Raw genomic sequence first — 20763 nt, 5'->3', positions numbered from 1 at the left:
CGCGCTCGTTCGCGGCCACACGCATCCGGTCTGCCTCATAACCCAAGGAGAATCAATCTTATGTGGAAGAACGCGCCCAGCCTTGCCGAGTTCGATCCGGAAATCGCCCGCGCCGTAGCGGCCGAAGCCGGTCGGCAGGAAGCGCACATCGAGCTCATCGCTTCCGAGAACTACGCCAGCCCGGCCGTCATGGCCGCGCAGGGCTCGGTGCTGACCAACAAGTACGCCGAGGGCTATCCGTCCAAGCGCTACTACGGCGGCTGCGAGCACGTCGACGTTGCCGAGCAGCTGGCGCTGGCCCGCGTACGCGAGCTGTTCGACTGCGACTACGCCAACGTGCAGCCGCATTCCGGCGCCCAGGCCAATGCCGCCGTGTTCATGGCGCTGGCCCAGCCCGGTGACACCATCATGGGCATGAGCCTGGATCACGGCGGCCATCTCACCCACGGGCATCCCGCCAACTTCTCCGGCAAGCACTACAACGTGGTCGCCTACGGCATCGACGAGACCGCCGGTCTCATCGACTACGACGCCATGGAGAAGCAGGCCGTCGAGCACAAGCCCAAGATCCTCATCGGCGGCTTCTCGGCCTATTCGCGCGTCAAGGACTGGGCGCGCATGCGCGCCATCGCCGACAAGGTCGGTGCCTGGTTCTGGGTCGACATGGCGCACGTCGCCGGTCTGGTGGCCGCGGGCGTCTATCCGTCGCCGCTGCCCCACGCGCATGTCGTGACCTCGACCACGCACAAGACCCTGCGCGGCCCGCGCGGCGGCATCATCCTCGCCAAGGGCGCGGACGAGAAGCTGCAGAAGAAGCTGAACTCGGCCGTGTTCCCGGGCATGCAGGGCGGCCCGCTCATGCACGTCATCGCCGCCAAGGCGGTGGCCTTCCGCGAGGCGCTCTCCGAGGACTTCCGCGGCTACCAGGAGCGGGTCGTAGCCAACGCCCAGGCGATGGCCGGCGTGTTCAAGGAACGCGGCTACAAGGTGGTCTCCGACGGCACCGACGACCATCTCTTCCTGCTCGACCTGGTGGCCACGGATGTCACCGGCAAAGATGCCGAGGAAGCGCTCGGCCGCGCGCACATCACGGTCAACAAGAATGCCGTGCCCGGTGATCCGCGCTCCGCCTTCGTGACCTCCGGTCTGCGTATCGGCACGCCCGCCTCGACGACGCGCGGCTTCGGCACCGAGGAGATGGCCCAGATCGCCGGCTGGATCGCCGACATCATCGATGCCATCGCCAGCGACGACGCCGAGAACGCCATCACCCGCGTGCGCGGGCAGGTGGAGCAGCTCTGCGCGCGCTTTCCGGTGTACGGCGACACCCGTCGCGCTGCCGCCTGATGCGGCGCGACGCGCGGGGCGGCTGACTCCGTGCAGTGCCCGTACTGCCGGCACGCCGACACCCGCGTCGTGGACTCGCGGACGGCGGACGACGGTTCGTCGATCCGCCGTCGCCGCGAGTGCCCGGAATGCAGTGAGCGCTTCAACACCTACGAGCGCGCGCATCTCCCGGTGCCGCCGCTGGAGAAGTCGGGCGGGCGACTGGAGCCCTTCGACGAGGAGAAGCTGCGCCGCGGCATGGCGCGGGCGCTCTACAAGCGGCCGGTTTCCGACGAGCGTCTGCAGCAGAGCATCGACCATATCGTCGAGAAGCTGCGCACCGTGGGCGAGCGCAGCGTGCCGGCGCGCCGGGTCGGCGAATGGGTGATGGAGGAGCTGCGTGATCTCGACCACGTCGCCTATGTGCGATTCGCGTCGGTGTATCGCCAGTTCAACGACGCGCAGGCCTTCCGCGAGGAGATCGAGCGTCTCGAGCGCGCGCCCACCGCCGAGCTGCGGCGGAGCCAGATTCCGCTGATCGGGACCGATGGTGGCGATGACACCGCGCACTGATCCCCGGCGCGTGTTCGCCGCGCCGCGACTTGCCCCGGTGTCTCCGGCCGGAACGGTCCGGGGCGCGGAGGCGGCGTGAGCGCATCGCCCGATGGCTTCTCCGCCACCGACGCCCGCCACATGGCGCGCGCGCTGCGTCTGGCGCGGCGCGGGCAGGGCGCGACCCATCCCAATCCGGCGGTGGGCTGCGTCATCGTGCGCGACGGCGCGGTGGTCGGCGAGGGCTTCCACGCCCGTGCCGGCGCGCCGCACGCCGAGGCCGAAGCGCTTGCCGCGGCGGGCGATGCGGCGCACGGCGCCGAGGTCTTCGTGACACTCGAGCCGTGCGCGCACACCGGCCGGACCCCGCCGTGCGCCGATGCGCTGGTTGCCGCGGGCGTGGCGCGCGTGGTGGCGGCGCACCCGGATCCCGATCCGCGCACTGCCGGGGGCGGGCTGGCGCGCCTGCGCGAGGCGGGCATCCGCGTCGAGAGCGGACTGATGGCGGCGCAGGCGCGTGCCCTCAACCGCGGCTTCGTGCAGCGGCTGGAGCGGGGGCGACCCTTCGTGACCCTGAAACTGGCCGCGAGCCTGGACGGCCGTACCGCCATGGCGAGCGGCGAATCGCAGTGGATCACCGATACGGCCGCGCGCCGGGACGTGCATCGCGCGCGCGCGCGCCACCACGCCGTGCTGACCAGCGCGCGCACCGTGCGGGACGATGATCCGCGCCTCACCGCCCGCCTGGAGGCGCCCTGCCGGCAGCCCGACCGCATCGTGCTCGATGCCCGCGGTGTCGCCGATCCGGGCGCACGCGTGTTCGACGACGACGGCACGCCGCGCTGGTGGCTGGTCGGCAGCGATGCCCGCGTCGCACCGGCGGCCGGAGTGTCGGTGCTGCGGGTGCCGCTGAGCGGTGATCACGTCGATCTGCCGGCTGCCTTCATCGCGCTCGGCGAAGCAGGGATCAACGACGTGCTGGCGGAGTGCGGCCCGGCACTGGCCGGCGCGCTGCTCGATGCCGGCGTGGTCGACGAGCTGCTGCTCTATCAGGCGCCGTGCCTGCTGGGCGACCGCGCACGGCCCCTGGCGGCGCTGCCGGGCATCGAGCGGCTGGCGCAGCGGCGCCTGCTGCAGTGGGAGGACGTCCGCATGGTGGGCGCCGATCTGCGCATCCGGGCCGCGGTCACCGCGGCCCCCGACGAGGAGTAGACATGTTCACGGGCATCATCGAGGCGCTGGGAGAGCTCCGCGCGGTTCGCGACGACGGCGGCGACCGGCGTCTCGAGATCGGCACGCCAGCGGGGTTCCTCGACAGCGCGGCCATCGGTGACAGTATCGCGGTGTCGGGCATCTGCCTGACCGCGGTGGCGTTCGGCGGCGACAGCTTCGAGGCCGACGTGTCGGTGGAGACGCTCGACGCCACCACGGCCGGCGGCTGGGCCGTCGGGCGTCCGCTGAATCTGGAGCCGGCGCTGACCCTCGCCAAGCCGCTGGGGGGGCATCTGGTCTCGGGCCACGTCGACGGGGTGGGGCGCATCGTCGACCGACGCGAGGACGCGCGCAGCTGGCGCCTGGAGATCGAGGTGCCCGCACCGCTGGCGCGCTACATCGCGCGCAAGGGCTCGGTATGCGTCGACGGCATCAGCCTGACCGTCAACGACGTCGATGACACCCGCTTTGGCGTTAACATCGTGCCCCACACATGGCGCCACACCACGCTCGGCGCCACCGAAACGGGGGCCGCCGTCAACATCGAGGTCGACCTCATCGCACGATATACCGAGCGGCTGCTGGCCGCGGGCGACGCAACATGAACAAGCCGCACGACATGACCGCGGAGATCGAGCAGGGCAGCCGCGCCGAGAACGGCCTCGACGACATCGGCGATGTCCTCGCCGACATGCGCGCGGGCAAGATGGTCGTCATCATGGACGACGAGGACCGCGAGAACGAGGGCGACCTCATCATCGCGGCCGAGAAGGTGCGTCCGGAGGACATCAACTTCATGGCGCGCCATGCGCGTGGCCTGATCTGCCTGACGCTCTCGCCCGAGCGCTGCCGCCAGCTCCGCCTGCCGCCCATGGTGGCGCACGGCGATGATGCCCACCGCACCGCGTTCACCGTCTCGATCGAGGCCGCCGAGGGCGTCACCACCGGCATCTCGGCCTTCGACCGCGCGCACACCATCCGCACTGCCGTGAAGCCCGAGGCCACGCCCGAGGACCTGGTGCAGCCCGGACACGTGTTCCCGCTGATGGCGCAGCCGGGCGGCGTGCTGACGCGCGCCGGCCACACCGAGGCGGGCTGCGATCTCGCGCGCATGGCCGGGCTCGAGCCGGCATCGGTGATCGTCGAGATCATGAACGAGGACGGCACCATGGCGCGTCGGCCCGATCTCGAGGTCTTCGCCCGCGAGCACGGCCTGCGCATCGGCACCATCGCCGACCTGATCCGCTACCGGCTGCGCGAGGAGCACAGCGTCGAGCGGGTGGCGGAGTCGCGCATCGACACCGAGTTCGGTCCGTTCCGCCTGATCAGCTTCGAGGACTCGGCCGACAACACCGTGCATCTCGCGCTGGTGCGCGGGCAGATCACGCCCGATACGCCGACGCTGGTGCGCGTGCACCTGCGCAACACCCTGGCCGACACGCTGGGCGTGCAGCATCCCGATTTCGGCTGGCCCCTGCGTCGCGCGATGCAGCGCATCGCGGAGGAGGACAACGGGGTGCTGGTGCTGCTCCGCAAGCCCGAGACCCCGCGCGAGCTCGCCCAGCAGATCCAGGAGCTGAGCCTGAGCGCGCACGAGCGCGTGCCGATCACGACCGGGCACGACCACGAGCAGGTGCTGCGCACCTACGGCATCGGCGCCCAGATCCTGTCCGATCTGGGCGTGCGCCGGATGCGCGTGCTGTCGGCGCCCAAGCGCATGCAGGGGCTGTCGGGCTTCGATCTCGAGGTCACCGAGTACGTGCCCTGCGACTGAGCCGACGGCGCACCAGCCACAAGCAAGAAGAACACGATGTCCGATATCAAGACGGGTTACCACGCGCCGCCGGCGCCCTCGGAAGGCGAGTTCGCCAACACCCGGGTGGCGGTGCTCGCCACGCGCTGGAATGCCGAGGTGGTCGACGCACTGGTCGAGGGCGCGCTCGGCGCGCTGCATGACTGGGGCGTCGCCGAGAACAACATCCGCGTCTACCGCGCGCCCGGTGCCTACGAGCTGCCGCTGGCCTGCGAGCACCTGGCGCGCGGCAAGCACTTCGACGGCATCGTCGCGCTCGGCGCGGTGATCCGCGGCGATACGCCGCACTTCGACTTCGTCGCCGGCGAATGCGCGCGCGGCCTGCAGGACGTCATGCTGCGCCACGCGCTCGCCGTGGGCTTCGGCGTGCTGACCGTCAATACCGAGGATCAGGCGCTCGAGCGCGCCGGCGAGGGCGAGGACAACAAGGGCCGCGAGGCCGCCCAGGCGGTACTGGAGATGATCCGCTTCGAATGGGAGGTAGACGCGCCGTGAGCGACGCCGAGCGCGGCGGCGGCAAGCCGCAGGGCCAGAGCCGGCGCGGTCTGGCGCGCCGGTTGACCGTGCAGGCGCTCTACCAGTGGCTGGTCAACGAGGCGCCCGCCGAGCAGCTGCTGCGGGAATTCCGCGAGGAACCCGGCCTGGGGCGTGCCGACGGCACCTACTTCGACGAGCTGCTGCGCGCGATCACCGCCGACGCGGCGCACATCACGCAGACCTTCGTGCCGCACCTGGATCGCGCACTGGCGGAGCTCGACCCCGCCGAGCGCGCCATCCTCATGGTGGGCACCTACGAGCTCATGGCCAAGCCGGACGTACCGTGGCGGGTGGTGGTCAACGAATCGGTCAACCTCACCAAGATGTTCGGCGGCGTCGACGAGTCCTACAAGTTCGTCAACGGCGTGCTGGACCGTGTCGCGCACGATGTGCGCTCCGAGCACATGCGCGCCGGGCTCTGATGCCGCGCGCGGCGCGGCCGTGAACGAGTTCGACCTCATCCGCCGCCACTTCGCGGCGCCGGCTTCCGGTGCCGTGACGCTGGGCGTGGGGGACGACGCCGCGCTGCTGCAGCCGCCCGAGGGTCGCGAGATCGCGCTCAGCTGCGACACGCTGGTGAGCGGCCGCCACTTCCTGCCCGACGACGATCCCGCCGGGATCGCCTGGAAGGCCCTCAACGTCAATCTGTCCGATCTCGCCGCGATGGGCGCGGAAGCCGAGTGCTTCCTGCTGGCGCTCACGCTGCCGGCGTTCGACGGCCCCTGGCTCGACACCTTCGCGGACGGATTGCGCCGGGCGGCCGGGGCCACCGGCGTGCCGCTCGCAGGCGGCGACACCACGCGCGGCCCGCTGGCGATCACCATCACCGCGGTGGGCAGTGTCGAGGCGGGCGGGGCGCTGCGCCGCTGCGGCGCGCGCGCCGGCGATCTGCTGTGCGTCACCGGGACGCTCGGCGACGCCGCTGCCGCGCTCGCCGGTGCGGACGATCCGGCGCTGCGCGAACGCCTGCACCGCCCGACGGCCCGGCTAGCGGCCGGGCGGGCGCTGCGCGGACTGGCGCGCGCGGCGATCGACGTGTCGGACGGGCTGCTCGCCGATGCCGGGCACCTGTGCGCGTCGAGCAGCGTCGGGGCGGTGATCCGCGCCGATCTGCTGCCGTGCTCCGACGCGCTGGCCGCCTATCCGGACGACGACACACGGCTTGCCTGGCAGGCAACGGGCGGCGACGATTACGAGCTGGCGGTGGCGCTGGCGCCCGAGGTGGTCGAGACCGCCGTGACCCGCTGCCGCGGGGTCGCCACCTCCCTCACCGTGGTGGGGCGCTTCACCACCGCGAAGACGGTGCGCCTGCTGCGCGCCGATGGCACGGAGGCATTCATGGAATCAGGGGGTTATCGTCATTTCTGAAAGCTCGATACAGCATTGCCGCGCACCGAGGACGGAGTGGCGGCATGCGTGAGGCCGAGCGGCGGCGGGTGGTGCGCTTTCCCCCCGGGCTGATCCTTTCCTCGCCGGTGCACATCCTGGCCTTCGGCTTCGGGAGCGGCCTGTCGCGGGTCGCGCCGGGCACCTTCGGAACCCTGCCGGGGGTCGTGCTCTTCCTGGCGCTGAGCTGGCTGCACGTGCGCGCCTACGCGGTGGCGCTGCTGGCGTTGTCGGCGCTCGGGATCTATCTGTGCTCGGTCAGCAGTCGGCGCCTGGGTGTGCATGACCACCCGGGCATCGTGTTCGACGAGATGGTCGGCTACTGCGTGGCGGCGCTGCCCATCCTCCCCGCGCTCGGCTGGGTGGCCGGTCCGCTCTGGGTGAAGCTCGCGGTGGTCTTCGTGGCGTTCCGGATCGTCGACATCGCCAAGCCCTGGCCGATCAGCTGGATCGATGCGCGCGTCGGCGGGGGCTTCGGCATCATGCTCGACGATCTGGTCGCGGGCGTCATCGCGGGGGTCCTGAGCTGGCTCGTGCTGCACGTGTTGATGGGGGCCATGAACTGGTAACGAGGTTTACCATTTCCGCTCGCGGCGGACAGTTGTGAACGCGCGTTCAGCCGTTTGGGTGTAATCTCGGGGTTCCGTCGATAGCCGCAGGAGACAGTTGAAATGACCGACAAGACAGTGCGCATAGGCTGCGCCTCCGGTTTCTGGGGCGATACCAACACCGCGGCGCGGCAGTTGGTCCGAAGCGGAAACATTGATTACCTCGTCTTCGACTATCTGGCCGAAGTGACGATGTCGATCCTCGCCGCCAAGCGCATGCGCGATCCCGACGAGGGCTACGCCAACGATTTCGTGAAGCACGTCATGGGCGAGCTGGCGCCCGAGATCGCCGAGCGCGGGATCAAGGTCGTCGCCAATGCCGGCGGCATCAATCCGCTGGCCTGCAAGAAGGCGCTGGAGGCGGTGCTCGACAATGCCGGCGTGTCGCTGCGGGTCGCCGTCGTTCTGGGCGATGACCTGATGCCGCGCAAGCAGGAGTTCGCCGGTGTCACCGAGCTCGAGTCGGGCGCCGCGCTGCCCGATTCGCTGGTGTCGATGAACGCCTACCTCGGCGCGCTGCCGGTCGCGCAGGCGCTGGCCGCCGGCGCCGACATCGTGGTCACCGGCCGCTGCGTCGATTCGGCGGTGGTGCTCGGGCCGCTCATGCACGAGCTGGGCTGGACGGCCGATGATCATGATCGGCTCGCGGCCGGCTCGCTCGCCGGCCACATCATCGAATGCGGCGCGCAGTGCACCGGCGGCAACTTCACGGACTGGCACCTGGTGGCCGACGGCTACGCCAACATGGGCTTTCCGATCGCGGAGGTGGCGGCCGACGGCAGCATGGTCATCACCAAGCCGGAGGGAACCGGCGGCATGGTCACCCCCGGCACGGTGCTCGAGCAGATGCTCTACGAGATCGGCGATCCGCGCAGCTACTACCTGCCCGATGTGATCTGCGACTTCAGCGGCGTCACCGCCGAGCAGGTCGGCCCCGACCGGGTCGCGCTGCACGGTGCCCGCGGCCGCGCGCCGACCGGCCAGTACAAGGTGAGCGCGACCTATCCGGCCGGCATGCGCTGCGCGGCGCTGTTCATGATGGGCGGCCCGCGCGCGGCCGAGAAGGGGCACGCCGTCGCCCGCGGCATCGTGGAGAAGGTGCGCGGTCAGCTCGCGGAGAAGGGCTGGGGCGATTTCGAGGGTGTCGACGTGCACGCGGTGGGTGCCGAGGAGAGCTACGGGCCGCATGCGCGCGACGGCGCCCGCGACACGCGGGAAGTGATCGTCAAGATCGCGGTGCGCCACGGCAATCCCAAGGCCGTGCAGCTGTTCTCGCGCGAAATCGCGCAGGCCGCCACCGGCATGGCGCCGGGCTTCACCGGCTACTTCGGCGGGAGGCCGCAGCCGCACATGGTGCCCGCACTGTTCTCGACGCTGGTCGACAAGGACAAGGTGCCGGTGGAGATCGCGATCGACGATCGGCGCGAGACGGTTGCCATTCCGGCAGCGGATGCTCCCGGCAGTGCGCCCGATGCGGTCGATCCGCCGGCCCCCGGCGACGCCGCGGATCTGCAGGAAGTCCCGCTGATGCGCGTGGCCTTCGCGCGTTCCGGCGACAAGGGGGATCACGCCAATGTCGGCGTCATCGCGCGCCGTCCCGAGCTGCTCCCGTGGATCGCCGCGGCGCTCGACGAGGCGGGCGTGCGCGACTACTACGCGCACCTGCTCGATGCCGAGCGCGGAAGCGTGGCGCGCTGGTACCTGCCCGGTTCCCACAGCCTGAACTTCCTGCTGCGCCATGCGCTGGGCGGCGGCGGCGCGGCGAGTCTGCGCACCGATCCGCAGGGCAAGGCCTTCGGTCAGATGCTGCTCGACAAGCCGGTGAAGGTGCCGGCCGGCCTGCTCGAAGGGCTCTGACGCCAGCGCTACTCGACAGGGTAGCGGGGTCGCGGCGGCGGCCGCGTTACAATCGGCGGCTGGAACGTCAATGGGGGCGCGGCGCGGACGCCCGGCGCCGCCACGATCGGAACTACGCATGTCAGAAGTCGAACGCGATGTAATGGAATACGACGTGGTCGTCGTCGGCGCCGGCCCGGCCGGCCTGTCGGCGGCCTGCCGCCTCAAGCAGAAGGCCGAGGCGGCCGGGCAGGAGATCAATGTCTGCGTCGTCGAGAAGGGCTCCGAGGTCGGAGCGCACATCCTCTCCGGAGCGGTCTTCGAGCCGCGCGCGCTGAACGAGCTCTTCCCCGACTGGAAGGACCGCGGCGCACCGCTGAACACCGCGGTGACGCGCGACGAGATGTACCTGCTGAAGACGCAGGAGAAGGCATCGAAGCTGCCCAACGCCATCGTGCCGCGCACGATGCACAACCACGGCAACTTCATCGTCTCGCTGGGCAAGGTGGTCCGCTGGCTCGGCGAGCAGGCCGAGGCCCTGGGCGTCGAGATCTATCCGGGGTTCGCGGCGCAGGACGCCATCATCGAGGACGGTGTCGTGCGCGGCATCGTCACCAATGACCTCGGCGTGGCGCGCGACGGCGGAGAGAAGGACGACTACGCGCCCGGCATGGAGCTGCGCGCCAAGTACACGCTGTTCGCGGAGGGCTGCCGCGGCCACATCGGCAAGCGGCTCATCGACCAGTACGATCTCGACGCCGGGCGCGATCCGCAGCACTATGGCATCGGGCTCAAGGAGCTCTGGGAGATCCAGCCCGACAAGCACGAGCCGGGCCTGGTCGTGCACGGCGCCGGCTGGCCGCTGGACGACGACAATCCGGGCGGCTGGTTCCTCTACCACCTGGAGGACAACCTGGTCTCGGTCGGCCTGATCGTCGACCTCTCCTACGAGAACCCGTATCTCTCGCCCTTCGACGAGTTCCAGCGCCTCAAGCATCACCCGGTGATGTCGCGCCACCTCGAGGGCGGCAAGCGCGTCTCCTACGGCGCGCGCGCCATCACCAAGGGTGGCCTCAACGCGCTGCCCAAGATGGTGTTCCCGGGCGGCGCCCTCATCGGCTGCGATGCCGGCACGCTGAACTTCGCCAAGATCAAGGGCAGCCACACCGCGATGAAGTCGGGCATGCTGGCCGCGGACGCCTGCGCCGAGCGCCTGCTCGCCGGCAGCGAGGGCGCCGACGAGCTCGACGGCTACACGCAGGCATTCGAGGCCAGCTGGCTGCACGACGAGCTCAAGGCCAGCCGCAACTTCGGGCCGGCCATCCACAAGTTCGGCGCGTTCTTCGGCGGCGCCTTCAACTTCATCGAGCAGACCCTGCTCGGGGGGCACGCCCCCTGGACGCTGCACGACCGCCAGCCCGATCATCTCGCCCTCAAGCCGGCATCGGAAGCGACCCGCATCGACTACCCGAAGCCGGACGGCAAGCTGTCCTTCGACAAGCTGTCGTCGGTCTTCCTGTCCAGCACGAACCACGAGGAGGATCAGCCGATCCACCTGACGCTGGCGGATGCCAGCATTCCGATCGGCGAGAACCTGCCGCGGTTCGACGAACCTGCCCAGCGCTACTGCCCGGCCGGTGTCTACGAGGTGGTCGACGCCGACGACGGCAGCAAGCGGTTCCAGATCAACGCGCAGAACTGCGTGCACTGCAAGACCTGCGACATCAAGGATCCCGCGCAGAACATCACCTGGGTCGCGCCGGAGGGCGGCGGCGGCCCCAACTATGGGGCGATGTAACTGCGCAACCCATATCAGCCACGGCAATCGCCACGGGATCCGGGGCGTGGGGCGACACGAAACGGCCCGCCCGCACGCATCCGCGAGTTCCGTGACGCATCGCTTTTGCAATCAGCAGAGAAACGAGGTCATTCATGAAAGCTCTGGTCAGCGTCAAGCGCGTTGTCGACTACAACGTGCGGATTCAGGTCAAGGGTGACGGCTCCGGTGTCGTCACCGACGGGGTGAAGCACTCGATGAACCCCTTCGACGAGATCGCCATGGAAGAAGCCATGCGGCTCAAGGAGAAGGGCACCGTCACCGAGATCGTCGCCGTCACCATCGGTGGTGCCAAGGCCGAGGAGACGCTGCGCACCGCGCTTGCCTTCGGCGCGGACCGTGCCATCCATGTCAAGACCGAGGACGCCGTCGAGCCGCTGACCGCCGCGCGCGCGCTCAAGGCCGTGTTCGAGAAGGAGACCCCGGATCTCTTCCTGATGGGCAAGCAGGCCATCGATGACGATGCCAACCAGACCGGTCAGATGACCGCTGCGCTGCTCGGCATCGCGCAGGCCACCTTCGCCTCGGAGCTCGAGGTGAGCGACGGCAAGGCGCGGGTGACGCGCGAGATCGACGCCGGTCTCGAGACCCTGGACATCGATCTGCCGGCCGTCATCACCACCGACCTGCGCCTCAACGAGCCGCGCTATCTCAAGCTGCCGGACATCATGAAGGCGAAGAAGAAGCCCATCGATGCCTCCAGCCTGGATGAGCTGGGCGTCGAGGCCGCAGCGTCGATCAAGGTCACCAAGACCGCGCCGCCGCCCGAGCGCAGCAAGGGCGAGATGGTCAAGACCGTCGACGAGCTCGTCGAGAAGCTCAAGGCCAAGGGCCTGGTCTGAGGCGCTGGCACACCGAACGTCAAGGAAATCATCATGAGCAAGATTCTTCTGATTGCCGAACACACCGAGGGCCAGCTGAGCAGCGGCGTCGCCAAGGCGCTGGACTGCGCCGGGCAGATCGGTGGTGATATCGAGGTCGCCGTCTTCGCCGAGGCCGGCCAGGCCATCGCCGAGGAGGCCGCCAAGCTCGCCGGCGTGAGCAAGGTGCTGGTGGTCGACAACCCGGCCAACGCGCATCCCATGGCCGCGACCCTGGCGCCGCAGATCGTGGCGCTCGCCCAGCAGGGCGGCTACAGCCATGTGCTGGTGGCCAACGGCACCTTCGGCAAGGACCTCATGCCGCGCGTCGCCGCGCTGCTGGGCGTGCCGCAGGTGACCGACATCATGGCCGTGCATGGCCCCAACAGCTTCGACCGGCCGATCTATGCCGGCAACGCGATCATCACCGTCGAGGCCCCGGCCGAGCCGATGATCTGCGGCACCGTGCGTCTGGCCTCCTTCCAGCCGGTGGCGGCCGACAACAGCGCCGCCGTCGAGGCCGCCAGCGTCGAGGCCGAGCTGCCGTCCCACACCCGCTTCGAGGGGCTCGAAGTGCACAAGTCGGATCGCCCGGACCTGCAGTCCGCCGCGCGCGTCGTCTCCGGCGGTCGTGCGCTCGGCTCGTCCGAGAACTTCGAGATCATCTACAAGCTGGCCGACAAGATCGGCGCGGCCGTGGGCGCGTCGCGCGCGGCGGTCGACTCGGGGTACGTGCCCAACGACATGCAGGTGGGGCAGACCGGCAAGATCATCTCGCCGGAGCTCTACGTCTGTGCGGGCATCTCGGGCGCGATCCAGCATCTCGCCGGCATCAAGGATGCGCGCACCATCGTCGCCATCAACAAGGACGAGGAAGCGCCGATCTTCGAGGTCGCCGACTACGGTCTGGTCGGCGATCTGTTCGAGGTCGTGCCGCAGTTGACCGAGAAGCTCTGAGGTCGCGCCCCGCGCAGACGGTCCGCATGCACGCCCCGGTCCCTGTGGCCGGGGCGTTTTGATTTGAGGGAGAGGGTCATATGGGTTACCGCTCGGTTCTGGCCGCGGATCAGTTCCGCGATCGCATCATCGTCGTCACCGGGGGCGGCAGCGGCATCGGGCGCTGCACGGCGCACGAGCTCGCCAGCCTCGGCGCCCACGTCGTCATCACCGGGCGCAAGCAGGAGAAACTCGACGCCACCGCGGCCGAGATCCGCGAGGATGGCGGCAGCGTGTCGACGGCCGCCTTCGATATCCGCGACGAGGAGGCGGTCGGCGCGGCCGTCCAGAGCATCCTCGACGCCAACGGCGCCATCCACGGGCTGGTCAACAACGCCGGCGGTCAGTATCCGACGCCGCTGGCGCTGATCTCCAAGAAGGGGTGGGAGGCCGTGGTGGCCAACAACCTCACCGGCGGCTTCCTGATGGCGCGCGAATGCTTCAACCGCTGCCTGAAGACGCAGGGCGGTGCCATAGTGAACATGATTGCCGACATGTGGAACGGCATGCCGGGGATGGGCCATTCGGGTGCCGCCCGGGCGGGCATGCTCAACTTCACCGAGACCGCTGCCATCGAGTGGGCCTCCAGCGGCGTGCGGGTCAATGCCGTGGCGCCGGGCTACATCGCCTCCAGCGGCATGGATCACTACGATCCCGCCTTCGCCAGGGACGTCATCCCGCGCCTGAGCAAGCTTGCACCGATGCAGCGCATGGGCGAGGAAGCCGAAGTGTCGAGCGCGATCTGCTGGCTGCTGTCCGAGGGCGCGGCCTTCGTGACCGGCACCTGCATCAAGATCGACGGCGGCAGCTCGCTCGGCGTCAAGGCGTTCCCCCTTTCCGAGCACGACCGCAGCCCGGTCTATCGCGGCTTCCACCGCGCCCGCGCGCCCAGGGCGCTGGGCTGATACTGAGGGCGCGCGCATCCGCGCCCGGGCGCGGTGCACGCTCCGTCCCTGACCGACGCCCCGTCGTGATGCGGGCGCGCCGCGTGCCGTGCCGAGCCCGGCGCCGCCGGCGCCCGGGGCACGCCCGACTCGGCGCCCGCGTGGTGTCGGGGCCCGCCCCGGAATGCTGCAGCAGGGGCGCGCACCATCGCCCGCACTCGCATGGTGCGGTGCCGCATCCAATCGATGCACAGCTGTTGGACGCTGCATCGACAGCGGGTGACGGATGTCACCTGCGGTGGTGGATGATCGCGCGCCTGTGACGCCGACGGTGATCTAAACCCCTGTTTAAAAAGGTTGAACGTCAGCAATGTGACGTTTGGCACGGGCATTGCTTCCAAGTACCCGTACGCCAAGAGTGGGCGTATGACAACCCATAACGGATCGGCAATGCCGCCGATCCATGCGACGACGAAGTCCGCGAACTCGGCAGCAGCCGGGCGCGGACTTTTTGTTTTGTGCCACGCCTTTCGGCACGCAGACCACAACGGCGCCACGGCGCTTCGGAAGCAGGGAGAAATACATGACTATCGCAAGAGGCAACCGCCGAACCATCACGCCCCGGACGCTCCTGTTCGGACTGTGTCTGGCCCTCTGCTCCAGCCCCGCCTGGAGCTTCTACGACAACGGCAAGGTGCTACTCACCGGCGGTGTCGGCATGATCGACGGTGCGGGTGGTGGTGGCATCACCCCCTGGGCCACGATCGCCGGCTACGGCACGCGTGACGGCATCAATGGCGGCATCCGCTACACCTTCGCGTATCTGCCCGACTACAGCCTCAACACGATCGGCGCCCAGATCGGCTTCTACGATCGTCTCGAGCTGTCCTATACGCGCAGTGTCCTGCCCACCGCCGGCACCTTCGACACCGTCGGCCTGGTGCTGAGCGCGCTCAATGGTGCCGGTGCCGGCATCGAGCCGTGGAACACCACCATCAAGATGGACGTCTTCGGCGCCAAGCTGCGGCTCTTCGGTGACGCGGTCTACGACTCGCACAGCCTGATCCCGCAGGTCGCCATCGGCGGCTTCTGGAAGTCCAACGACAACGAGCAGCTGCTCAATACGCTGGGTGCTGCCGAGTCCGAGGACTGGGAGGGCTACATCGCAGCGACCAAGATCTTCTTCCCGATCAGCACGCTGTTCAACATCACGGCGCGCTACACCTCTGCCAACCAGACGGGTCTGACCGGCTTCGGCCACCAGAACGGCATCGGTCGCGCTGACGACAACGACAAGGAGGTCCGCCTCGAAGGCTCCATCGCGCACCTGCTGAACAAGCGCATGGCGATCGGCGTGGAGTATGCCCAGCACGGCGACAACCTCGACCAGCGCAGTATCCAGCTGTTGGGGATCGACCTGACGGCGGTCACCAATCTGCTGGATGGTCTCAATCTGGATCTGGGCGACGCCCTGACCCAGAAGGACGAGAGCGACTGGGTCGACGTCTTCTTCGCCTTCGCGCCCAGCAAGAACTACTCGATCACGATGGCCTACGCGATGCTCGGGAACATCACCCTGACCCCGGAGCAGCACGGCTTCTACGTCTCGCTGCACGCCACGTTCTAGCGCAGACCCGGGCCCCCCGCGCGGTGCGGGGTGCCCGCCCTTCAACCGACATGATCCCTTCCGATCATCAGGAGTTGCATTCATGAGCATCAAACCGCTTTTCCGCAGCATGTTGACCGCGGTCGCGCTGAGCCTCGCACTGGCGAGCTCACCGGCCCTGGCCCAGGACCCCGGCGACGACCGGTTCACCGAGAGCGGCAAGGCCAAGACCCCGCCGTTCGGCATCCCCGACGGCATCGTCGAGGACATGGGTGGCGAGGCCGGCATCAACGCCTGGGTTCAGGCGCTGTTCCACTACATCCTACTCGACTACCGCATCGCCCCGATCTTCAATGAGTTCGGCCACATCGAGCGGCAGATCGCCCTGAACACGCAGCTCGAGCAGCGTGTCCTGGGCAAGGGCAACGAGTACATGGGTGCCAGCATGGCCGCCGCCCACGCCGATCTGCAGATCACGATGGAGGAGTTCAACGCCGTGGTGGAAGCCGCCTACAACGCATGCGAGCGCGTCAACTACCACTACTACGAGTGCAACCAGCTCATCGCTGCGCTCGCGCCCTTCACCTTCGATATCGTCACCAACTAGCAGGTCCCATCCGGCGGCAGGCGTGCCGTCTGCCGCCGGCCAGCGATACGCAGCGCACCGGTCCGGACCGCCGACCGGGCTGATACAGGCCGGCGGATCCGGGCCGGTGCGATGTCGTAGGACGTGCGGGAACCTTCACAAGACAACGCGTTCACCGACCGGGAGGGAACATGCGTTATCAATCCAAGCGCGCTGCACGCAGTGCCGCACCGCAGGAATGCACCAACAGAGGGCGCCTCGGGGCGTTCGATCTGGCAGCAGTCGCCGCACTGTGCATGGCCACCGTCATCATGCTCGCCGACATCGTGACCAACACCAGTGCCGCCGAGGAGAAGTTCGAGTTCTACATCTATTTCCAGGAACCCGAAGAGTTCCTCGCGGAGCACTTCGGTTCCGATGTGCCCGCGCCCCAGGTCCTGACGCTGGACAGCGGCAAGCAGCAGCAGGTCCGCGAAGTGTTCACGCGGCCGTTCCCCAAGCCGCGTCTGCGCTACTGGACCGACGGCGCGCGTACCGCCTGGATCTTCGACGATGTCGGCAAGGAGGGCTATCAGCCCACGACCTGCGGCTTCGTGGTGAAGGACGGCGAGATCGTCGCCGCACGCGTGCTCACCTATCGCGAGTCGCGCGGCGAGGAGGTTGGCGAGCCTTCCTTCCTCAATCAGCTCATCGGCGGTCGTGCCGAGGGCAAGGGCCTCGACCAGCCCATCGACAACATCACCGGTGCCACCCGCTCGGTGGAGATGATGGAGCGCATGGCCCGGACCGCGATCGTCTTCGACCAGCTGGTGCCGTAGCGCCATGCCCGACAGCAACACCGCGACCTCAGGCGCCGCCCCGGAGACGGCGCACTCGACCGCCCGATCCAGAATGCGCACCGTGATTCCCAAACCCCTACGCCAGTTCCGCGACCGCGTGACCGGCAACGCGTCGTCGCGGCAGCGCCCGGCGCGGCCGCGTCAGAACCTCACCATGAAGCTGCGCAAGTGGCATCAGCGCGCGGGTCTGGCGGCCTTCCTGTTCATGACCTGGCTCGGTGCGACCGGGCTGCTCATCAACCAGAGCGCGCCGTGGGGCTATGACACGCTGCGCATCGACTGGCCCTGGGTGACCAACGGGTTGTACGGGCTGAGCGCGGTGCCCCCGCAGGAGGGCTACAAGGCGGGCGGACACTGGATCACCAAGGCGGGCGATGCGATCGTGCTGAACGGCGAAGCCGTCGAGTACGCCATGAACGATCCGCACGGCATGGCGGTGGGAGAGGGACCCGAACAGGCCCTGCTGTTCATCGCCACGCGCAGCTCGGTGGTCGTGCTCACCGAGGAAGGCGCCATCTACGACGAGCTGCGTTCTCCCGTCCTGCCGGTCTCCGAACCGCGGCGTCTGGGCACGCGCGACGCCGACGGCGCCGTGGTGGTGGCGGGTGCCGACGACGCCTACGCCAGCACCGACGGTGGCTTCACCTGGCAGCCCGCGGACGACGTTGCCGACGTCCGGTGGTCCGAGGCGGAAGCGCTCGCCGAGGCCGAGCGCGAGGCGCTGATGCCGTTCTCGCAACCCAGCATGTCGGTCGAACGCGTGCTGCTGGATGTGCACAGCGGGCAGATCTTCGGCGACTTCGGCAAGTGGGTCGTGAACATTGTCGGCGTGCTCGCCATCGTGCTGGGCATCACCGGCGTCTGGATGTACTGGCGCATGAACCGACGTCGGCGTTCCTGAGCGAACCCGTGGCGGCGGCGTGATCGCCGCCGCTGCGCCCGAATGCGACCGACGGACCCCGTCCCTTCAAGGGCGGGGTCTTTTCGTTGCTGCCGATGCTGGTGCCGATGCCGGCGGGGGCGTGTGCGCAGGGCCCGGGAGCGGACATCCCGCTTCCCCCGAATGCCTGCTCGCATGCCGGTCCGGCGCGATGCGCAACCGTCTCGATCACCGCTGTGCGCGGCTGACGTCGCGCGCCCTCGGCTTCCTGCCGGTCATCGTCGGAACCCCGCCATCGGATCGCCCGTCAGCGCGCGGCCGGGTCCGTCCGTTCGACGACCCCGCATCCCCGTGCCTCCGGGCGCGGCGAGGCTGCGTCAATGCCGGGAGGGAGCCCGGGCCGGGATCCGCGGGTGCCGCTGGCGCACGGACTGGTGCGGCGGGATCGCGCGGGGGTAAGCTTGCTCCCGGGACGCCTGCCGGGTGTCGCAGCTGCGGCGTGCGGCGGTTGCCCAAAAAAGAGCCCCGCGGTTGCGGGGCTAAGGGTCGATGCATGGGGAACCTGCGTCGACCGGGAGAGACATGGCGGTCGGCCGGGCGGGGTGCCCGGCGCGACCGGAGAGGATCCTGGTCGGCGGCCCGATGAGGGCCGTCGCTCAGGGCTATTTCACGATCACGGTGCCTTCCTTCATCTTGTGGTGGATGTTGCACTTGAAGGTGTAGGTGCCGGGCTCGTTGAAGGTGTGCGACCAGCTCGACTCCATCTTGAGCCGCGGGCTGGTGGCGCCGTCGACATTGACGAAGTGGTTGGAGCCGTCGTAGTTCGTCCAGGTCACCGTGGTGCCCGGCTCGACCTCGATCACGAGTGGGTCGAAGCGCATGAAGTCGACGATCTCCACTTCGGCGGTCTTGCCGGAAGCCGCGCCAGCGGTTCCGGCGATGGTCGCGAGCCCCACCGCCAGGGCGAGGCCCTGGCGGCGAAGCGGTGCTCGGGGGGGCGGACGGGTATTGCGCAAAGCGGTTTCTCCGGTTGGCGGGTTACTCGACGACGACGGTGCCGCTCATCGCCGAATGGAAATCGCATCCGTAGGGATACGTGCCGGGGGTGTCGAAGGTCATCGAGAAGCTCGCCCCCGGTGCCAGCGCACCACTCTCGCCGCCGGGCAGCGACGAAACGGTGTGTGAACGGTTGTCCGGGCTGTTCTGCCACGTCACCGTGGTCCCGGCGGGAACGGTGATCGTGGCCGGGACGTAGGAGTAGCCCTCGATGCGGACAGTCCGGCCGGCGCCGCCGCTCTGCGCCATGGCGGCGTCGACCGCATCGACGGTGTCGTCCTCCGCGGCGTCGGGGGCCGGGGCGGGTGCCGGTGATGCGGTCGGCATGTCCTCGGCGTGCTTGACGATGATCCGCGCGGTCTCCATCTCCGGGTAGATCCCCGATGCGTAGGAGTAGGTGCCGACCCGGTCGAAGACCTTGCTGTAGAAGTCGCCGGGCGGAATCCGGTAGCTCGCGGAGTCGCCGAAGAACTCGACCGTCTGGCTGCTACTGGTCTCGTTCTGCCACTTCACGCGCGTACCGGGCGTGACGTACAGCTCGTTGGGCTGGAAGGCGCCGTCCCGGATGACGACCTCGTCACCCATGGTCGGGGCGGCGCGCGCCGGTGCCGTGGTCGTGCCGCTCTCGGGCGGGTTGGCGTCCGAGATGTAGAGTTCGGCGCGTCGGTTGCGCGAGCGGCCCAGCTCGGTGTCGTTGTCGGCGATGGGCTCGGACTCGCCGAAGCCGCGCGCGGTCATGCGGTTCGACGGGATGCCGCCTTCCTGCAGATAGCGCATCACCGAGTGGGCACGGCGATCGGAGAGTGCCTCGTTGTAGCTGTCCGAGCCCATGCTGTCGGTATGTCCGCGTACCTCGATCTTGATGTCGGGGCGCGCCAGCAGGGCGTCGATGACCCGGTCGAGCAGTTCGGTGGACTCCGGGGTCAGCGTCGCCCTGTCGAAATCGAAGTTGACGCCTTCCAGCACGATGGTGTCGCCGATCTCGCAGCCCGCGAAGTCGATGGGCTCACCGGTGCCTGCGGGCAGTTCGCAGTCGGGCGGCTCGACCACGCGCACCGGTTCGGGCGCGGGCGGCGGCATGTAGGGTTCGGGCTCGGGCGCCGGCTCGGCGGATGCGCCGAACGGGAACTTGAGGCCCAGGTTGAAGCGCGTGTCGTCGTAGTCCTCGCTCATGTGATAGAGCGCCTCGGCGACCAGGGACATCCCGGATGCGCCGCCGAACTCGTAGCCGACTCCGCCGTGGTACTGCGCGTGCGTGCCCGCCATGGCGTCGACATGCAGATAGAGGCCGCCCGCGAAGGGATACAGGTTGAGGCCGATGCCGCCGCCGTAGAGCTCGGTGTCGTCGACCTGCGGGCAAGTGTTCAGCAGACCGCAGACGAGTCCGCGCTCTTCCTCGTCGCTGTCGAAGGTCAGATAACTGCCGCGGATCTCGGCGCCTAGGTAGGGCGAGAAGCGCGAACCCAGTGCGATGACGCCGCCGAAGCCATCGTCGGTGAGCCGGTCGTCATCGGCCAGGGCGTACGACAGCATCGGCGTGAAGTAGTTGTGCTCCCGGACATCGGCGCCCGCCAGGGGCGCGTGCGCCGCCATGGCGGCGAGGCCGGCTGCAAGCAGCGAAGAGCGGATCGGGCCGCGTGTGGGGATCCCCGGATGGCGCATGCTTCTCCCTCCCTTGTGGCGGCGGTCGTTGCGTCTTTCCTGCGCCGGCGCGCCGCATGAAACGAGCAAAAAAAAGTCCATCGCGTACCGGAGCCCGGCACGGGATGGACGGCGTTATCCCAATATGTGCGACCGACGGTGGCCGCAAGACCGCAGTGACATGCCGCTGCATGCCGCGTACGGGAGAGTCAAGCAAGGCCTGTGCCAGAGTGCGTCCCGTCAGGCCACTGCAGGCCTTCCGCGCCGAGTGGCGCACGGCATGGCAGCCGCCGGGCGTGTCGTATTGG

At 69.0% G+C, this 20763-nt stretch carries 20 protein-coding genes; 18 read left to right on the top strand and 2 right to left on the bottom strand.

What is annotated here, in order from left to right:
- The first annotated feature begins 60 nt into the window (after positions 1 to 60).
- From glyA to KAH28_RS11600, 18 genes are all read left to right on the top strand, one after another.
- Positions 61 to 1347 carry a serine hydroxymethyltransferase gene (glyA, locus tag KAH28_RS11685; protein WP_290576799.1) on the top strand — a complete coding sequence of 429 codons (1287 nt, stop codon included), beginning with the start codon at positions 61 to 63 and terminating at the stop codon, positions 1345 to 1347.
- 30 nt (positions 1348 to 1377) lie between these two features.
- Positions 1378 to 1899 (top strand): transcriptional regulator NrdR, encoded by a 522-nt coding sequence (nrdR, locus tag KAH28_RS11680; RefSeq protein WP_290576797.1) that lies wholly within the window; start codon positions 1378 to 1380, stop codon positions 1897 to 1899.
- Between the two features lie 75 nt (positions 1900 to 1974).
- Positions 1975 to 3090 (top strand): bifunctional diaminohydroxyphosphoribosylaminopyrimidine deaminase/5-amino-6-(5-phosphoribosylamino)uracil reductase RibD, encoded by a 1116-nt coding sequence (ribD, locus tag KAH28_RS11675; RefSeq protein ID WP_290576795.1) that lies wholly within the window; start codon positions 1975 to 1977, stop codon positions 3088 to 3090.
- Between the two features lie 2 nt (positions 3091 to 3092).
- The gene (locus KAH28_RS11670) at positions 3093 to 3695 is read left to right on the top strand and encodes a riboflavin synthase (protein WP_290576793.1); all 603 of its coding nucleotides are present in this window, start codon (positions 3093 to 3095) and stop codon (positions 3693 to 3695) included.
- Between the two features lie 14 nt (positions 3696 to 3709).
- Entirely contained in the window at positions 3710 to 4864 is a 1155-nt protein-coding gene (gene ribBA / locus KAH28_RS11665) for a bifunctional 3,4-dihydroxy-2-butanone-4-phosphate synthase/GTP cyclohydrolase II (RefSeq protein WP_366918177.1), read from the top strand.
- 36 nt (positions 4865 to 4900) lie between these two features.
- The gene (ribH, locus tag KAH28_RS11660; protein ID WP_290576789.1) at positions 4901 to 5398 is read left to right on the top strand and encodes a 6,7-dimethyl-8-ribityllumazine synthase; all 498 of its coding nucleotides are present in this window, start codon (positions 4901 to 4903) and stop codon (positions 5396 to 5398) included.
- Complete coding sequence (gene nusB, locus KAH28_RS11655) at positions 5395 to 5862, top strand: transcription antitermination factor NusB (protein ID WP_290576787.1); 468 nt, start codon at positions 5395 to 5397, stop codon at positions 5860 to 5862. The genes ribH and nusB overlap by 4 nt, the downstream gene beginning before the upstream one ends.
- 19 nt (positions 5863 to 5881) lie before the next feature.
- Complete coding sequence (gene thiL / locus KAH28_RS11650) at positions 5882 to 6808, top strand: thiamine-phosphate kinase (protein ID WP_290576786.1); 927 nt, start codon at positions 5882 to 5884, stop codon at positions 6806 to 6808.
- A 44-nt stretch (positions 6809 to 6852) separates the two neighbouring features.
- Positions 6853 to 7395, top strand: coding sequence for a phosphatidylglycerophosphatase A (locus KAH28_RS11645; protein WP_290576785.1), 543 nt, complete (start codon positions 6853 to 6855; stop codon positions 7393 to 7395).
- A gap of 102 nt (positions 7396 to 7497) precedes the next feature.
- On the top strand, positions 7498 to 9291 hold the full coding sequence (locus KAH28_RS11640; RefSeq protein WP_290576784.1) for an acyclic terpene utilization AtuA family protein: 1794 nt from the start codon (positions 7498 to 7500) through the stop codon (positions 9289 to 9291).
- Between the two features lie 118 nt (positions 9292 to 9409).
- On the top strand, positions 9410 to 11068 hold the full coding sequence (locus KAH28_RS11635; protein ID WP_290576783.1) for an electron transfer flavoprotein-ubiquinone oxidoreductase: 1659 nt from the start codon (positions 9410 to 9412) through the stop codon (positions 11066 to 11068).
- A gap of 134 nt (positions 11069 to 11202) precedes the next feature.
- Positions 11203 to 11949 carry an electron transfer flavoprotein subunit beta/FixA family protein gene (locus KAH28_RS11630; protein WP_290576782.1) on the top strand — a complete coding sequence of 249 codons (747 nt, stop codon included), beginning with the start codon at positions 11203 to 11205 and terminating at the stop codon, positions 11947 to 11949.
- A 33-nt stretch (positions 11950 to 11982) separates the two neighbouring features.
- Positions 11983 to 12924, top strand: a complete 942-nt coding sequence (locus KAH28_RS11625; protein WP_290576781.1) for an FAD-binding protein — start codon at positions 11983 to 11985, stop codon at positions 12922 to 12924.
- Positions 12925 to 13004: 80 nt separating this feature from the next.
- The gene (locus KAH28_RS11620) at positions 13005 to 13868 is read left to right on the top strand and encodes an SDR family oxidoreductase (RefSeq protein ID WP_290576780.1); all 864 of its coding nucleotides are present in this window, start codon (positions 13005 to 13007) and stop codon (positions 13866 to 13868) included.
- Between the two features lie 562 nt (positions 13869 to 14430).
- Positions 14431 to 15474 carry a DUF3034 family protein gene (locus tag KAH28_RS11615; RefSeq protein WP_290576779.1) on the top strand — a complete coding sequence of 348 codons (1044 nt, stop codon included), beginning with the start codon at positions 14431 to 14433 and terminating at the stop codon, positions 15472 to 15474.
- An 82-nt stretch (positions 15475 to 15556) separates the two neighbouring features.
- Complete coding sequence (locus tag KAH28_RS11610) at positions 15557 to 16060, top strand: group 1 truncated hemoglobin (protein WP_290576778.1); 504 nt, start codon at positions 15557 to 15559, stop codon at positions 16058 to 16060.
- A gap of 170 nt (positions 16061 to 16230) precedes the next feature.
- On the top strand, positions 16231 to 16857 hold the full coding sequence (locus tag KAH28_RS11605) for an FMN-binding protein (RefSeq protein WP_290576777.1): 627 nt from the start codon (positions 16231 to 16233) through the stop codon (positions 16855 to 16857).
- An 82-nt stretch (positions 16858 to 16939) separates the two neighbouring features.
- On the top strand, positions 16940 to 17779 hold the full coding sequence (locus KAH28_RS11600) for a PepSY-associated TM helix domain-containing protein (protein WP_290576776.1): 840 nt from the start codon (positions 16940 to 16942) through the stop codon (positions 17777 to 17779).
- Positions 17780 to 18420: 641 nt separating this feature from the next.
- On the opposite strand, the gene KAH28_RS11595 is transcribed toward KAH28_RS11600, so the two are convergent.
- A complete protein-coding gene (locus KAH28_RS11595; RefSeq protein ID WP_290576775.1) occupies positions 18421 to 18774 on the bottom strand; it encodes a plastocyanin/azurin family copper-binding protein in 354 nt (117 codons plus the stop codon).
- A 22-nt stretch (positions 18775 to 18796) separates the two neighbouring features.
- Positions 18797 to 20476 carry an OmpA family protein gene (locus tag KAH28_RS11590; RefSeq protein ID WP_290576773.1) on the bottom strand — a complete coding sequence of 560 codons (1680 nt, stop codon included), beginning with the start codon at positions 20474 to 20476 and terminating at the stop codon, positions 18797 to 18799.
- Between the last annotated feature and the right edge of the window lie 287 nt (positions 20477 to 20763).

The sequence above is a fragment of the Algiphilus sp. genome (genome assembly GCF_023145115.1).
In the GTDB taxonomy this organism is placed as follows: Bacteria; Pseudomonadota; Gammaproteobacteria; order Nevskiales; family Nevskiaceae; genus Algiphilus.
Note: the sequence above shows the minus strand (reverse complement) of the source record. Positions and strands in the feature narration are given on the sequence as shown.